This window comes from Gemella sp. GL1 (assembly GCF_013415365.1).
In the GTDB taxonomy this organism is placed as follows: Bacteria; Bacillota; Bacilli; order Staphylococcales; family Gemellaceae; genus Gemelliphila.
This window is the reverse complement of record NZ_JACBYB010000021.1, coordinates 1-14,701: the sequence shown is the minus strand read 5'-3', so window position 1 is coordinate 14,701 and position 14,701 is coordinate 1. Positions and strand designations below refer to the sequence as shown.

The window sequence follows — 14,701 nt, the reverse complement described above, 5'->3', positions numbered from 1 at the left end:
ATAGAAAATAAAGGAGGTAGAATACTATGGAAATGACTTTGAAAATGTTGAGGATTAGAAAAGAATTGACACTAAAAGAAGTAGCTAAGGAAGTAGGGGTAGTTGCTACAACTGTTAGTAAATGGGAAAAAGGTAAGACTTATCCCGAAGTATTACATATAAAAAAATTATCTGTAATATACGGGTATCCAGTTCATACTATTTTTTTTGATTATTAAATTAACTTTAAGTTAATTCACTGGTGTTATGATGCCCCATTTTAGGGCATCAATAAAAGGAGTGAACGTTTTGTTCAGACCTTAACAAAAAAAAAACTACCAACGTGTTAAGTTTGCAGACTGTACGTTGATAGTTAAGAAGTATGATAGACACTTAGAAAAATATCTATTTGTCTATTATATCAAGAAATAAGCACAATGACAATAGAAAATAAAGCACGATAATTTTTAAAAAAATATTATATAAGGGGTTGACTTATGTACGTGAATAATTTATATTATAAGTACGGACTTAAAAGGAGTGATTGAATGAGTCCAAGAACAGGGAGACCGCCTAAAGGTGAAGAGAGCAAAACGGAACGCTTTGAGATAAGGGTAAGCAAAAAAGAAAAACAGCAAATTCAAAGACTTGCTGATAAATTGCAATTATCTAAAGCTGAAACTGTACTAAAATCTATCAATACCTTAGAAGAGTCTATAAAAGAATAAAAAAGAACCTTGTAAAGTCGTCCATCGCCAAACTTTCGACTATACAAGGCCAGAACCTAAAAAAAGGTACGTAAATATTATATAATGCGTGCTTTATTTAGTCAAGGATTGATAAATCCTAAAACAATATAAGGCACGTTTTTTGTGCCTAGAAAGAGGTATATAAATGAGATTAATAGAAATAGCAAAAATGTTACAAGATAATGCAGATTTAACCTTATTAGATTTAGTAAAAATCAGTAACACTAATAAGAGAGCGTTAAGTCAGCGATTAAATACAATGAAAAATAAAAATAGACTAAAATATGATACTGTTCAGACTGACAATGGTTATAATTACATTAACTTTGAAATACTGGATAAAAAGGTATTACAGCAATTAGTTACTAAAGAAGAACAAGCAAGAGTTAAAAAGATAAAAACAGACTTAGAAAAGTGGCAAGTTAAGCAATACATTGATGATATTTATACTCTTAATGAAATCATAAATAATCCCTTAACCAAAATGACTGATAAAGTCAAAGCTTTACAGGAAAAAGGAAAGAGAATGAAGTATACAGAAAGTCAATACGCATGGGAATATATTCAAGATAGAGAGGTATTAAAATAATGAATAAATATACGTCAGACAGATTTAATTTATTACTAGAATTAGAAAGCATAGGATTCGGTTTAGAAGAACTAGACGAAGTATTAAGTGTAGTTATAGAGTTCTTTGATGACCAGCATAAAGCTAATATATGTGACGTAACTACATGTTTCAATCTAGTGCAGTTTACGCAAAGGTATAACACGGTATTAAAGATGGCTAGAGATAAGGTAAATAGCCTAAATTCAGATATCAAGAAAGTAGTAGGAGAATAACAATGGAAGTTGTATTAAGCAGTAATTATAGTCAGCAACTAAAGGGAGAGCTAAGAAGCCTTATACAAGAAACTATCAAAGAAGAACAAGAAAAAATCAGACCTACAAAAAGATATTATAAACGTAATGAGTTAATAAAATTTTTAGGAATAGGAGAAAAAACTTTAAGTAGATTAAGAGAGAACGGCTTAAAATATGTACCCTTGAATGAGAAAACCAACTATTATGATATAGAAGAAGTTTACGAAGTATTAGAAACAATGAAAAAATAGACGAGGGAAAAATTTCGCCCGTCTCATAAACCACAGCAAGATATATTGTAGGAATTAGAAACATTAATAAAGGAGCGTGATAGATAAATGGCAATATATAAACAGAATGGATTTAAAACTAAACAAATGACACTAGCAAAGGGAAATAAACCTTTATTTGAAATGTTAAAAAATTATGAAGTTATAGATGATACTACTGATTTGCAGAAATATAAAGAAAATACAGCAATATATATTATAAGCGGAGAGATGAAAGCTAATGAAAAAGGGCAGTATATAAGAAGTAATGCTAATGTTATCAGCCGTGACTATGCTTTTCTAGATTATGATGATGTAGAAATGACAAAAGATGAATTTATTAATCTAGTAGCTGATAAATTACAAGGATATGAATATCTTTTATATCCTACTATTAGGCATACAGAAGAAAAGCCAAGATATAGGTTAATATTACCCCTAGAACGTTCAGCAAATAAAGAAGAGTATAAAAGTACTATACAAAGTATAGCTGACCTTATAGGGCTTAAAAATGATAGTTCTAGTGCTACATTTTCACAGTTGCAGGGTACACCAGTTGTAAGGAAATCACAAGTCGATAATTACAATATTATTCATATGACAGGGAAAAAGTTCCCAGTAAGTGAAGCTAAAGTTACTAAACGTAGGGAGAATATAGAAACTAGGGAAATTAAGGTTAATGACAGTGATTTAAAAACAATGTTTGAGTTATATCTTGAATTAGATGAGCCTAACTTAAAAAATGATTATAATAACGCCTTATCAGTAATTCAAACAATAGTAAAAGAAGAAACTGTAGGGGGTATTGACAGTGAAACAGCATTAGATTTTGTTACCTTATTGGCTTACGATAATGAAGAGTATATTCAAGGTAATATTGATAAATATAATGCCGAGAAACTCAACGTAAGTGTTAACCCTAACCACGTAAGAACAAGCTATACATTCAAAGATAGATTTAGAGCATGTATTAGTGGAGCAGAAAAAGGAAAGAAACGTAAGGAATTAGCCCAGTTATGGAATAAAAACTATACTAATCCAGTTACAGATTTTACGGGATATAAAAATTATTTTGATGTACTAGAAAACAACCCAGATATTAACATTATTGAGATGTTCCAAGATATAGGGGAAAATTGGAGAGATGAGCATACAAAGATAAATGAAAAGACTGGGGAAAGTAGTGTGCCTCACATGGGATTTAATATTATTAGTGAATACATTAAACGGCATATACCTTTAGTAACAATTGGAGAAAGTAAAGATTTAGCAAATATCTATTATTATGATTTTAAGCGTGGGATATATGTTCATAGTAACGCAGAAATAGAAAGTTATATAAATGCTTTAGAGTATAGGTATAAACCATCTAAGTATGGTGAAGTTCTGAAAAAACTAAAAGTAGAAGTGCCGTATATTAGAAAAGTTCCAGAGTATTTAGAAAAATATACAGTAGTTAATAACGGCTTATTCAATATGAAAACAAAAGAATTAGAACCGTTTAGTTACAAACATTATGTTATAGCAAAAGAAGAAACCAATTACAACCCTAATGCGGTTAATCCAGTAGATTATTTTGATGTAGATAAGTGGTTCAAGTCTTTAGCGTGTGGTGATGAAGAAATAGAATTACTATTGTGGCAAATAGTAAACGAAGCAGTTAACAGCAATTACACAAGGAAAAAAATAGCTATATTATCGGGTAGTGGTAATAATGGAAAAGGTACATTTCAAGCAATGCTGACTAATTTAATTGGTAAAAGTAATGTTTCTACACTAAAGCCACCACAGTTTGCTAATAGGTTTGATAAAGCTACCTTATTAGGTAAAGTTTGTAATATAGGAGATGATATAGAAAACGACTATATAGAAGAAGTTGCAGACCTTAAAACAATAGTTACTGGAGATACTTTAACGATAGATAGAAAAAATAGAGAACCCTTATCATTTTCTACAAAAATGTTATTAATGTTTAGTGTTAACGGTATGCCTAGAACTAAAGATAAGAGTCAAGGCTGGTTAAGACGTTTAATGATTGTTCCATTTAATGCAGATTTTAACGGAGAGGTTGAAGATTTTAGTATTAAAGAAGAAAAAATCAAAGATAAAAGGGTATTAGAGTACATTTTATATAAAGCACTGCATTTAGATTTTGATAGATTTATTGAACCTAAAGCAGTTAAAGAAAAGATTGAAGAGTATAAGGAATATAACGATAGTGTTCACGATTATATGAAAAACTCTTATATTATACGTGGTTTTCATTTATTGAAAGGAGTTCCTACAACTTTTATAAATGCTGATTATACCTTTTATTGCAAATGGGTGCTAAATACCACCGCTAAAAGTCGTGTGGTAAATGAATTATCTTTAAATTTAGAAGCAGAATTCAAAGATTATAGATATTATAAAAAACAAATGAGATATAAAAACGAAGATGTTGGAGAATTGCAGGATTTTGATAAAGACCATCAGCACAGTGGGGATAGGGATGATGAACCTAATTTTACTTACTATGTGAATACAAAAAATAAGGAAATGCTAGTAAGGGAGAAAAGGAGGTAATTTTGTAAAAGTTGTATTGGTTCTTGTATTTGTCATTTTCATGTAACTGTTACAAGAGCATTTACAGCAATATCATGAGATAGGTAGTTTTTGTAACAGTTTGTAATAGTTAATTTATTATTTTAGAGAAATAAAAAAAAATATATATATATAGTATAGTGGTATATATAGTATATATAAAAGTAATAAAAAATAACTGTTACATTATTACAACCATTACAATGCAGTAGTACCAAGGGTTTAGGCTTGTAATAGTTATTTTAATAACCATTACAAACTGTTACAAAATAAATATCAGAGTTAATGAGGGAAGAATTTCCCCCATTAAAGATGAGCTGAAAATTCAACCCGGGTTCTTAGATAGAAATAGAAATTAACGCAGGAAATTCTCCCGCCGTTGAATATAAATAAAAATAAGGAGAAAACAAATGAAAAGAACAAAAATAATTACAGGATATTCATTATTACATATAGAGGAGCAATTAAACAACTTTTATGAAGAACTTGCAGAAAAAGAGAGGGAAGAAATAAAAGTTTATAAAATTGATGATGTAAAAGTAGACAGTTACCAAGATATAGGTTCCTTTGAAGATGAGAGAGGAAAAGTGCACTATGGGAAACCAACAGCGAGATTATTTGCAGTAGTTAACTATACAATAGAGGAGATAAAAAATGACTGATAAAGAAAGTAAAGAAGTAGTGAAAAACTTGATATATTACTATAAAGATGGTATACTAAAGAGAGTTGAAGCACCTGAATACGGAGAAGTGACTTTCATTGTAAAAGAGGGGGAAGTTAAACTATATAAAGTACTTTCCAGCAATACTGCTTAAAATATAATAAAGAAACTCATAAAGAGGAAGAACCTAGAGTGTATTACAAATTCTATTTGTGGTATGCTCTTTTTATTTTAATGAAAGGAGAAGTTATTGAATAATTTTAATAGAAGATTGAAAAAACTTAAAGAGAAAGTATCTGCTAGTAAGGGTTCTGCTATAGTCTTTATTGAATATGATGAAGAAAATGAAAAGTTAACCTTTAATGATGAGCTAGTGAGCTCAGAACAAGACTTGTATGATAAAACAAGAGGTTATTTTAAAGGGTATTCTAATAGAGTAATCATAGTTGACTTAATACCACAACGTTTCTTACCTTAGATAGAAAAGTTGGAGGATTTAGAAAATGACTGAATTAACACCAAAACAGCGTACATTTTTACTTGCATTAATAAACGCACCGACACAAAAGCAAGCTATAGAGAATGCAAATATAGCAGAGTCAACAGCTTATAGGTATCTAAAAGACCCTGTATTTAATGAAGAATATAGGAAATTAAAAAGGGTATATCTAAGAAATGTAACTACAAAACTGCAGTATTACAGTAATGTAGCCATAAATACCCTCGTGGAAATAGCAAAAAATAAAAATGTTTCACCTTACGCAAGGGTACAAAGTGCTAGAACATTGCTTGAGTTTGGTTTTAAAGGATACGAGATTGAAGAGCTTGAGCATAGGTTAGAAGAGTTAGAGAATGAAATTGAGAGAGAGGATAAAAAATGAATTTAACAGAATACAAAAACAACGCAATAGTATATATTGATTTAGTACATAGTGAGATATTAGATTATAAAAAGAAAGCAGAGGAAGCAAATCAAAAAGTATTAGATGGCAAATATACAAGGGTTTATTATAATGAAAAAATATCTAGTTTTAGAGAGCAAGCTACTAATAAATTACAAGCCTTATATGATAAATTAATATCAGCTAGGGAAGATGTTTTAAATGCAGAACTAGAGCAATTACAAGCAATTTTAAATAAACCCGCACAAGTTGATAATTTTGCAGAGATTGAGATGTTAAAAATGCTAGATTATAGAAAATCAGAAAACGTTGAAATTTATAGAAGATATTCTAAGAAGTATATCGGGAATAAATTAGTAGAAGCAGTGTTGAAGCAAATAGAGGCAGATGTTTATAAGGAGCATAATGTGTTCTTAATGGGAGAAACTAGCACTGATTTAGAGCAAAAATTAAAAGATTTAGTTTCAAGAATAGATAGTAAAGTTGTGCAATTCCACGTTATAGACTATGATAACTATCTAACAGTTTTAGAGATGTATATAAGCGGTGCTAAAGGAACTATTAATAGGGATTATGATGACTATATTAGTAAAAAGGCAGAAAATGGAAAATAGTGAATTATTAGAATGCTTTAGCTAATTCAGATATTAATACAAGGATAAACACTTATCAGTAATGATAGGTGTTTTTTATTTGCATATAATTAATAAAAGTAATACAATAGTATTACCAAAGTGAAGGAGTAGTTTATAATGGCAACTATAACATTAAAAGTATCAGAACAAGACAAGTTATTTATGCAGTATATGGCTAAGTTTGAAGGTGTGACACTGTCAGAATTGATAAGAAATAAAACACTAGAAGCATTAGAGGATCAGTATGACGCAAGAGTTGGAGAGTTAGCATATGAAGAATACTTAAAAGATAAGGAAAATGGGCTGAAAGCAAAGACTATTGATGAAGTGGCTGAGGAGTTAGGTATTGAATTATAAACTAAAAATATCGCCTAAAGCCGAAAAGCAATTAAAGAAAATGGATAAGCCAACAGCATTATTAATATTAAAGTATTTATATAAGAACGTTGATGGTCTTGAAAATCCAAGAGAAAAAGGAAAAGGTCTAACAGCAAATAGAGTAGGACAATGGCGATACAGAATTGGAGAATATAGAGTTATATGTCAAATAATTGATAATGAATTAATAGTATTAGCCTTAAGTGTGGGACACAGAAAAGATGTTTATAAATAGATAATATGTTAAGAGAGCTCAGTAACGATTTGTTATTGAGTTTTTGTTATATCCGCTTCATATAACAGCAAAATATAAGGGTGTTCCGCTTCTGTGATTGAGATAGATAGAGTACCGCTTCAAGAATGTAGATTAAGCATATACGGGCTATCTCTACCGCTTCATATTTGCAGTATAAGGCACAAGGTCATATACATTCCCTTGCTTGTAACTAATCCCTAAACTAGTCTTGACTACAACTAGTCTTTATTTAGTCGTAGGCACATAGTCTAGCAGTTAGGGGGCAGATAAGGCAAGACTTGAAGTAACTACCACACCATAACTAGTTGAAATAATATTAGCAACCTAAACGATGACTAGTTGTAAGTTTATATTCTCGCAGTGTGTACGACTTGCTAAAGGAGTACTAAACAAGAGTAAGAAGAAGCCTCTATAATATCTATATAAGAAGCGGATATATTGAAGTATGAAAGAAGTACGAGCTCTATATAACATATAATAGAAGCGGAAATGTTAGATATTGACAATGTAGTAGATATGTATTACAATAGTAATACATATAAAAGGAGTGAATTAAATGGGAGTAATATCAATAAGATTTACAGAAAAAGAAGAAAATGTAATAAGAAACTTTGCTGAATTTAGTGGTAAAAGCATATCAGAGCTATTAAAAGATACATTTTTTGAAAAATTAGAAAATGAATACGACCTAAAAGCAATTGAAGATTTTGAGAAAAAAGAAAAATTAGGAACTACTGAATTTTTAAATATCGATGATTTTGAAAAAGCGATAGGTTTATAATGTATAATATTGAATTTGAAAAAAGTGTAATAAAAGATTTTAAAAAGTTAGATGTATCCACTAAAAAGTATATAATGGTTTGGATAAGAAAAAACTTAGATGGTATAAATGACCCAAGGTTAAAAGGAAAAGCATTAGTAGGGGATAAAAGAGGTTATTGGCGATATAGAATAGCAGACTATAGGTTAATCACAAAAATAGACGATGGAAAATTAAAAATAATTGCTATTCAACTTGGACACAGAAAAGATATTTATAATAAATGAATTAAACACTTAACAATAGTTAGGTGTTTTTAAATACCTTTATATTTATCATTTACAGCATAAAATCAAATGACCAAAGTCACGAATGTTATTTTTGAAAATAAGTAAGAAAAACTGGGTATGAATATTATTATCCTTGACAATTGTATATACAAGGTATATACTACCTATATTAAAGGAGTTGAATTAAAAATGTCACACATTGCTGTAGAAAACGTAACAACATTAAAAGAGTGGGGGAATTCGCATGCTACAAGAATACCCAACAGTATATTAAAAAAATTAAATTTATCAAAAAATCAAAAATTTTCAATCACCATATCTAAAAATAGTGAAATTGTATTAACTCCAATCAATGATAAACCTAAAACTATACAAGAATTATTCGCTAATTGGACTGATGATAGCTATAGAACAGGGGAGTTAGATTGGGGAGAAAGTGTAGGTAACGAAATTACATGATAAAACAAGGGGATATTTTTTATGTTGATTTCAACCCAACTAGAGGGCATGAACAACAAAATCGTAGACCTGCAATTGCACTAAGTAATGACTTAGTTAGTAGATTTACAGGAATGACTTTAGTTGCACCTATATCTAGTACTGATAGAAATTTTCCAACTTATCATAATTTAGAAACAACAAGTAAAGTGAAAGGAAAAGTAATGTTAGACCAAGTAAGGTCATTGGATTTAAAGGCTAGAGGAGTAACTGAAGCTATAGAAACTATAGATGGAGAAGAATTGGATTTAATCTTACATAAATTTAAATTATTATTTGAAATATCTTAATAAAATATAATAAAAGACCACCTAAACTACAGGTGGTGAATAACTTGCCGTGGTGGAAAATGTATACGAAAATGTATACGAGTTGTGGTTTTAGTCAGATATAATTTATATAATTTTATTTTGTAAAATAATATTTATTTAATCAAACATTGATATATCAATGTTTTTTTAAACTAAATTTACAAAAATATACGGAAAATATACGATTTACTAAAAATTGACGTATTTTGCAAATTTTTCTGAAGTTTCTTCTTGTATTTTTTTAGATACATGATTATATATATTCATAGTTGTTTCAATATTTGAGTGTCCAAGCCGCCTTTGAACTTCTTGTATAGATGCACCAGCTTCAAATAATAGTGAGCAGTGCGTATGTCTAAAAGCATGCAAGCTAATAGTTTTGAAGTTATTGTTTTTACATATTTGACAATATAATTGTAAAATAGAAGAACTTGAAAAAAATGTTCTATTTGGATTAAAAAATACAATATTATCATTATTTTTAGTATTTATAGCAAAAAGAAATTCTTTTTGTTGTAATCTAAGTTCTAATATTTTTTTAATTGTAACATCATCTAATTTTAAACTTCTAATACTAAAAGTATTTTTTGGTGTTTGTACATGAAACTTGCCATAAGAATAGACTATATTTTTAGTAATATGTACAATATTATTTTTAAAATCAAAGTCGTTCCAAGTTAGAGCTAAAATCTCCCCAATTCTAGCTCCCGTAAAAGCAAGCAATCTAAACAGAGGGTTAACATAGATTGAATATATTTTATTGCTAGAATAATTTTCTAAAATAGAGAAAAACTCTTTTAATTCTTCTTTTGAATAGTATAAAGATTCTTCATCAATCACTTCAAACGTTTTTCGAGGAAGAATAATGTTTTTTGTAGGATTCTTTTCGAGTAACTCTGTTCTAATCGCAAATTTGAACAATAATCTAATTTTCCCTGCGTAAATTTTAAGAGAGCTAACTTTTGATGTTGTAGCTAATTCATCTAAAAATTTTTGTATATGTCTAAAAGAAATATCTTCTATATCAATATTACCAAATTTAGATGAAAATTTATCAATTATTAGAGTAGTAACTCTATAAGTACATATCTTAACATTACTTTTTTTATAGTTATCTAGAAAAAGTGAAGCTAGTTCATTCACTGTAATTTTTTTACTTTTTCTAAATAAATTACCACTATCATACTCTGATTTTAGTTTATTAATATATATTTGAGCTGATTTTTTAGTTTTAAAACCTTTTTTACTCTTTCTTATTTCCTTTCCAGTAATGGGATTTATCCCTAAATAAAGATTATTTACCATATAAAATGTTTGATTATTTTTAATATATTTTTTTATCAATTGTTTAATCCTTTCTTGCCACAGAAATCAACAAACAATTCATTAAAAAGACTAGAAGTACTAATCACTTAAATTATCATATTTTTATAGATATTTGTCAAATATAAAAAAACTACAGTAATGCCCCCGTTTCAAAGCAAAAAGTTGCACTCACTTCAACAAAATGTCCCTTTCACTTCAACAAAATGTCATATATAGGGTGTTCAAACTCCTTGGGAGAGTAAGGCTGAGAAGACCCCTAAAAGATTATAAAAAGTATATATAAAAGTATATAAAAAGAACGGGCTCTCGTGAAAGCGGTTTATAGAATTTGTTAAAAAAATATAACGTTGAGTTATATTTTAATAGTTATGCTATTAATTATGTTTTTGTAAAAACTAAATAATTTACTGCGTAAATTTCTAAATACAAAAAATTTAAATCCACTTTGTTAGAATTTTGCATTTTTTGTATTTGATAATTTTTAAGGGATCTTATCTTTAGAATTATATTAATCTTTGATGATATAATTATTTTGTTACTTCAACCAAACCCGTAACAGGGGGGAGGTGTATATATGTTACCCTTTATTTTAGATTTAGTAGTTTCTATCATGGCAAACGTACTCGCTTATTACGTTTGTAAATGGTTGGATAGAAACTTTAAGAAGTAATCAGCCTTGAAAGAAAAAAAGACAGGATGGCAGTCCTGTCTTTTTTGTATATGTTAACCTTTATTTAGATTTGCTTATGTATATATTTTAACACGTCTAATTTTATTTAGTCAATCTTTGAAGGTAAATAATATTAAAAAATAACATAATTCAAGATAAACAAAATAATACATAGCAAAATGAAAATATTCTTGAAAAAGAAAAAGTAGAGGAGGTAGAAAAGGTAGAAAAAGTGGAAGAAGTAGAAAAGGTAGAGGAGGTAGAATAAGTAGAAGAGGTAGAAAAGGTAGAAGAAGTAGAAAAGGCGGAAGAAGTAGAAAAAGTAGAGGAGGTAGAAAAGGTGGAGAAAGTAGAAAAATACGTAAATGTAGAGCAATATAAAAATTACTTAGATTTAGCGATACAAGGTAAGGAAATTAATGACGATAAAATAAATCTAGTAGATATAGATGAAAATAATAAAGAAGTTATAGACTATATTAGCGGATTTAAAGCTATAAAGGGATATTTAAATGCTCTTCAAATTAAATTTGATTTTACAGATAATCCAATTAAAGGTGGAGGAAGTTTTTACCCAGGTGAAAATAGTATATATATAAAAAAAGGACAAAGTCAAGAAGAAGCATTTAAGGCTTTATTAGAATCAGTAGTACATGCAAAACTGCATAATGAAGCATTAGAAAATAATCAAAACTATGTATACAATCAATTTGAGATTGAGAGTATAGCTTATATGATAGCTAGTCATTATGATGTTGATACTAGTATATATACTTTTGAAAATATTACACGAAGCATAGAAGAGAAAGATGTTTATGAAGATTTCGAGAGTAAACTAAATGAAATCCAGCATGAAGCTAAAGAAATAATTAGTAAAATTGATACAAAATTAGCTAAAGTAAAAGCAGCTAAATTAAATAAAGGAAGACCACTAAACCCAGTACAAGAAAGATTACAGGCTGCAAGAAACAAACGAATTGTAGCAAGCGAGCAAAAAACTGTAAAAAAGCAGAGAACGCAGGAGGAAATGAAGAGATGATAGAAGATGTTTTTGAGAGGAATTTAAATGCTTTAATAAAGGATAGAAATTTTATTAACAAAAGAGGAGATAATTAAATGAATATATCAGAATTTAAGAATGAAAGATATTTAGAAAATAGATCCTATGCAATAGAAAACATTGAAAATTTCATAAATTTACTAAAGACTATGTCTAGAAACTATGATTATTGCTTTAGAAACCAGTTAAATATAAACTATATTATGAAAGATAACACTTTTGTCACATCTAGAGAAAGATGGAAAATATTAGGGCGTGAAGTTATAAATAAGACTGTGGCAATAGAAACACTACAGAAGAATGAAGAAAAAGAAGAGTATATTGTAGAAGTTTTTGATATATCTCAAACTAAAGAGAATAAAGAAACTAATGAAATAATAAGAAAATTAACAATAGATAGATATAATATATCACTTGATTATGTATTATCTAATTTTTTAGAAAAAAATAATGCTGAAGAATTTTTAGATAAGACAAATTCAAGTAAATTTTTTCAGGCGGTATCTCTAGCTATTTATAAGACAATAGATAAGTTATTAGAGGATTTAGTAGTAAAAAAAATAAAAGTAGGTTTAACTAAAGAAAAAATAGTAGTTTTTTTACAAGAATGTCTAAGTATTATCTTGTCTGAAAAGTTCGGTTTAAAATACAAAATAAATGAAGAAACATTAGATAAAACTTTAAAAACACTAAGAACAAGTAATAAATATGCTTTATTATTTTTGGGAGAATTTCTAGGTCAAATTTCAAAATATACAATAGAAGAATTTTTAAAAATCAATAAAAATTATAATAAAAATAAAATTCAAAAACACACTGAAGAAGATAAAAATGAAATGAAGAAATTTGAACAAGAAGATAATAAATCGAATTTTGAAGAAGTTATTATAGAGACTAAAAAAGTAGAAATTGATAATAGAGATGAGGATAAAGAAGATATAAAAGTAAACTCTTTCACAAAAGATGAAGTACTGGAAAAAAGAGAGGATACAGAACAAGCCCCTGTTACTATTTCTGATCAAAATAAGAAAGAGAATGAGACTAATCTATATATGTTAGTAGAAAATATAGATAAAAAATTAGAAATATTGCTAAAGATGTTAAATGAAATTATATCAAATGATAGATATAAGCAAATAAGAGAAGTGGATAAGTTATTAAATGCTAAAAGTTTTGAAGGAAAAGAAATACCTTTAATACAAAAAAATAAATCAAAAAAGCTACAATATAAAAATACTATAGAAGAAGCTATATTGAATTATTGTAAAAATGTTTTAGATGAAGATTATGATTTAGAAAGCCTTGAAAAAAATAATATAAGTTTAGGTTGTGTAGAATTTGAAGGTGGATTTTATGGGGAAATTATTCTTGATTTAGAAGACTACACATATAGTTTATTAATTGATGAAAAAATAGTTGCAATAATAAAATTAGAAAGCGAAATAAAAGGAGATAGTGAACTTAGTAAAGAAGAATACTTAATTAATGATTTAAAAAAAGCAAATTTAGAAAGATACTTTACGAGGATAGACAAGGAAACATTATTTAAGCATACAGGATTTAAAAAAGATGCACATGGAAATTATTATAGGACGAAAGAGTAAAGAATTAAGTCGACAAGGAGATTTAAAATTAATTGATAGATTGAACACTGATTGTATTTTATATACAGTCAGTGTTTTTTTATTTTACGAAAGGAGAAGAAATGGAAAATAGAAGAAGAGAGATACTAAAAAAATTTTATTTAAATGAAAAAGAAGAAAAAAAATTAAAAAATAAAATTGAGGAAAGTCCTTATGTAACATTTTCAGCATACGCTAGAGAAATGTTACTTGAAGGTGAAATTATTGTAAGAGATTATAGTTCAATAAGAAAATTACAGGTAGAATTGAATAGGATAGGAACAAACATAAACCAAATCGCAAAAGTAGTAAACGAAAATAGAGATATAAATAGAGAAGAAATTAATGAATTAAAAGATTTATTTACAGAGCTTTCAAAAGAAGTTTATAGAAATATTGTGTATGACGAGATAGGAAAAAGAAGACAAAAGAAAAATAGAAACATTAAATATCTTGACTTTTCTAAAGCAAAGAATATATAATAAATATATAAAAGCGATAAAAAATTTCATAGAAAAAAAGACAGGATGGCAGTCCTGTCTTTTTCTTTTTCAAGGCTAGTTACTTTTTAAAAATTCTATCTAACCATTTGCAAATGAAATAAGAAATTACATTAGCCATAATAGAATTTATTAAAGCGATAAAAAATGTCATAGACTCACCTCCCTCTATTACGAGTTATAGTGAAAAGTAACAAAATAATTATATCATAAAAATTTTTTGATAGAAAAAATTTCAAGCAAACAAAAAAATTGAGATGAGCAAAATCCAAAAATGAAATTTCTAAAATTAAAAATCTAAAATTTGAGAAGAGCAAATTCAAAAAAATAATTATCAGAAAATTAAAAATTCAAAATTTGCGATGGACAAAATTCAAAAAAATAATT

At 27.8% G+C, this 14,701-nt stretch carries 21 protein-coding genes; 20 read left to right on the top strand and 1 reads right to left on the bottom strand.

The window, feature by feature from the left end; translation table 11 throughout:
- Nucleotides 1-26: 26 nt before the first annotated feature.
- From HZY82_RS05200 to HZY82_RS05120, 17 genes are all read left to right on the top strand, one after another.
- Nucleotides 27-218 carry a helix-turn-helix transcriptional regulator gene (locus tag HZY82_RS05200; protein ID WP_179938900.1) on the top strand — a complete coding sequence of 64 codons (192 nt, stop codon included), beginning with the start codon at nucleotides 27-29 and terminating at the stop codon, nucleotides 216-218.
- A gap of 309 nt (nucleotides 219-527) precedes the next feature.
- Nucleotides 528-707, top strand: coding sequence for a hypothetical protein (locus tag HZY82_RS05195; RefSeq protein ID WP_179938898.1), 180 nt, complete (start codon nucleotides 528-530; stop codon nucleotides 705-707).
- Nucleotides 708-873: 166 nt separating this feature from the next.
- Nucleotides 874-1,317, top strand: a complete 444-nt coding sequence (locus HZY82_RS05190; protein WP_135156095.1) for a hypothetical protein — start codon at nucleotides 874-876, stop codon at nucleotides 1,315-1,317.
- Complete coding sequence (locus tag HZY82_RS05185) at nucleotides 1,317-1,571, top strand: hypothetical protein (protein WP_135156096.1); 255 nt, start codon at nucleotides 1,317-1,319, stop codon at nucleotides 1,569-1,571. The genes HZY82_RS05190 and HZY82_RS05185 overlap by 1 nt, the downstream gene beginning before the upstream one ends.
- Before the next feature lie 2 nt (nucleotides 1,572-1,573).
- Nucleotides 1,574-1,843, top strand: a complete 270-nt coding sequence (locus HZY82_RS05180) for a hypothetical protein (protein WP_179938896.1) — start codon at nucleotides 1,574-1,576, stop codon at nucleotides 1,841-1,843.
- An 87-nt stretch (nucleotides 1,844-1,930) separates the two neighbouring features.
- The gene (locus tag HZY82_RS05175) at nucleotides 1,931-4,426 is read left to right on the top strand and encodes a DNA primase family protein (protein ID WP_179938894.1); all 2,496 of its coding nucleotides are present in this window, start codon (nucleotides 1,931-1,933) and stop codon (nucleotides 4,424-4,426) included.
- A 428-nt stretch (nucleotides 4,427-4,854) separates the two neighbouring features.
- Nucleotides 4,855-5,106, top strand: coding sequence for a hypothetical protein (locus HZY82_RS05170; RefSeq protein WP_135156099.1), 252 nt, complete (start codon nucleotides 4,855-4,857; stop codon nucleotides 5,104-5,106).
- Nucleotides 5,099-5,260, top strand: coding sequence for a hypothetical protein (locus tag HZY82_RS05165; protein WP_167753216.1), 162 nt, complete (start codon nucleotides 5,099-5,101; stop codon nucleotides 5,258-5,260). The genes HZY82_RS05170 and HZY82_RS05165 overlap by 8 nt, the downstream gene beginning before the upstream one ends.
- A gap of 96 nt (nucleotides 5,261-5,356) precedes the next feature.
- Nucleotides 5,357-5,584, top strand: a complete 228-nt coding sequence (locus HZY82_RS05160) for a hypothetical protein (protein ID WP_179938892.1) — start codon at nucleotides 5,357-5,359, stop codon at nucleotides 5,582-5,584.
- Nucleotides 5,585-5,609: 25 nt separating this feature from the next.
- Entirely contained in the window at nucleotides 5,610-5,987 is a 378-nt protein-coding gene (locus HZY82_RS05155) for a phage replication protein (protein ID WP_135156101.1), read from the top strand.
- Complete coding sequence (locus HZY82_RS05150; RefSeq protein WP_135156102.1) at nucleotides 5,984-6,622, top strand: hypothetical protein; 639 nt, start codon at nucleotides 5,984-5,986, stop codon at nucleotides 6,620-6,622. Before HZY82_RS05155 ends, HZY82_RS05150 begins: the two co-directional genes overlap by 4 nt.
- Before the next feature lie 138 nt (nucleotides 6,623-6,760).
- On the top strand, nucleotides 6,761-7,000 hold the full coding sequence (gene relB / locus HZY82_RS05145) for a type II toxin-antitoxin system RelB family antitoxin (RefSeq protein ID WP_135156103.1): 240 nt from the start codon (nucleotides 6,761-6,763) through the stop codon (nucleotides 6,998-7,000).
- Complete coding sequence (locus HZY82_RS05140; RefSeq protein WP_135156104.1) at nucleotides 6,990-7,256, top strand: type II toxin-antitoxin system RelE family toxin; 267 nt, start codon at nucleotides 6,990-6,992, stop codon at nucleotides 7,254-7,256. Before relB (HZY82_RS05145) ends, HZY82_RS05140 begins: the two co-directional genes overlap by 11 nt.
- Before the next feature lie 577 nt (nucleotides 7,257-7,833).
- Entirely contained in the window at nucleotides 7,834-8,058 is a 225-nt protein-coding gene (gene relB, locus HZY82_RS05135) for a type II toxin-antitoxin system RelB family antitoxin (RefSeq protein WP_135156105.1), read from the top strand.
- The gene (locus HZY82_RS05130; protein WP_179938890.1) at nucleotides 8,058-8,324 is read left to right on the top strand and encodes a type II toxin-antitoxin system RelE family toxin; all 267 of its coding nucleotides are present in this window, start codon (nucleotides 8,058-8,060) and stop codon (nucleotides 8,322-8,324) included. Before relB (HZY82_RS05135) ends, HZY82_RS05130 begins: the two co-directional genes overlap by 1 nt.
- A 192-nt stretch (nucleotides 8,325-8,516) precedes the next feature.
- Nucleotides 8,517-8,786 (top strand): AbrB/MazE/SpoVT family DNA-binding domain-containing protein, encoded by a 270-nt coding sequence (locus HZY82_RS05125; RefSeq protein ID WP_135156107.1) that lies wholly within the window; start codon nucleotides 8,517-8,519, stop codon nucleotides 8,784-8,786.
- On the top strand, nucleotides 8,783-9,115 hold the full coding sequence (locus HZY82_RS05120; RefSeq protein ID WP_135156108.1) for a type II toxin-antitoxin system PemK/MazF family toxin: 333 nt from the start codon (nucleotides 8,783-8,785) through the stop codon (nucleotides 9,113-9,115). The genes HZY82_RS05125 and HZY82_RS05120 overlap by 4 nt, the downstream gene beginning before the upstream one ends.
- A 210-nt stretch (nucleotides 9,116-9,325) precedes the next feature.
- On the opposite strand, the gene HZY82_RS05115 is transcribed toward HZY82_RS05120, so the two are convergent.
- Entirely contained in the window at nucleotides 9,326-10,480 is a 1,155-nt protein-coding gene (locus HZY82_RS05115) for a tyrosine-type recombinase/integrase (RefSeq protein ID WP_135156109.1), read from the bottom strand.
- Between the two features lie 992 nt (nucleotides 10,481-11,472).
- On the opposite strand from HZY82_RS05115, the gene HZY82_RS05110 reads away from it, so the two are divergent.
- The 3 genes from HZY82_RS05110 to HZY82_RS05100 all read left to right on the top strand — a co-directional run bounded on the left by HZY82_RS05110 (nucleotide 11,473) and on the right by HZY82_RS05100 (nucleotide 14,296).
- Nucleotides 11,473-12,171, top strand: coding sequence for a hypothetical protein (locus HZY82_RS05110; RefSeq protein ID WP_179938888.1), 699 nt, complete (start codon nucleotides 11,473-11,475; stop codon nucleotides 12,169-12,171).
- A gap of 77 nt (nucleotides 12,172-12,248) precedes the next feature.
- On the top strand, nucleotides 12,249-13,796 hold the full coding sequence (locus tag HZY82_RS05105) for a hypothetical protein (protein WP_135156110.1): 1,548 nt from the start codon (nucleotides 12,249-12,251) through the stop codon (nucleotides 13,794-13,796).
- A 101-nt stretch (nucleotides 13,797-13,897) separates the two neighbouring features.
- A complete protein-coding gene (locus HZY82_RS05100; protein ID WP_179938886.1) occupies nucleotides 13,898-14,296 on the top strand; it encodes a plasmid mobilization protein in 399 nt (132 codons plus the stop codon).
- Nucleotides 14,297-14,701 lie beyond the last annotated feature (405 nt).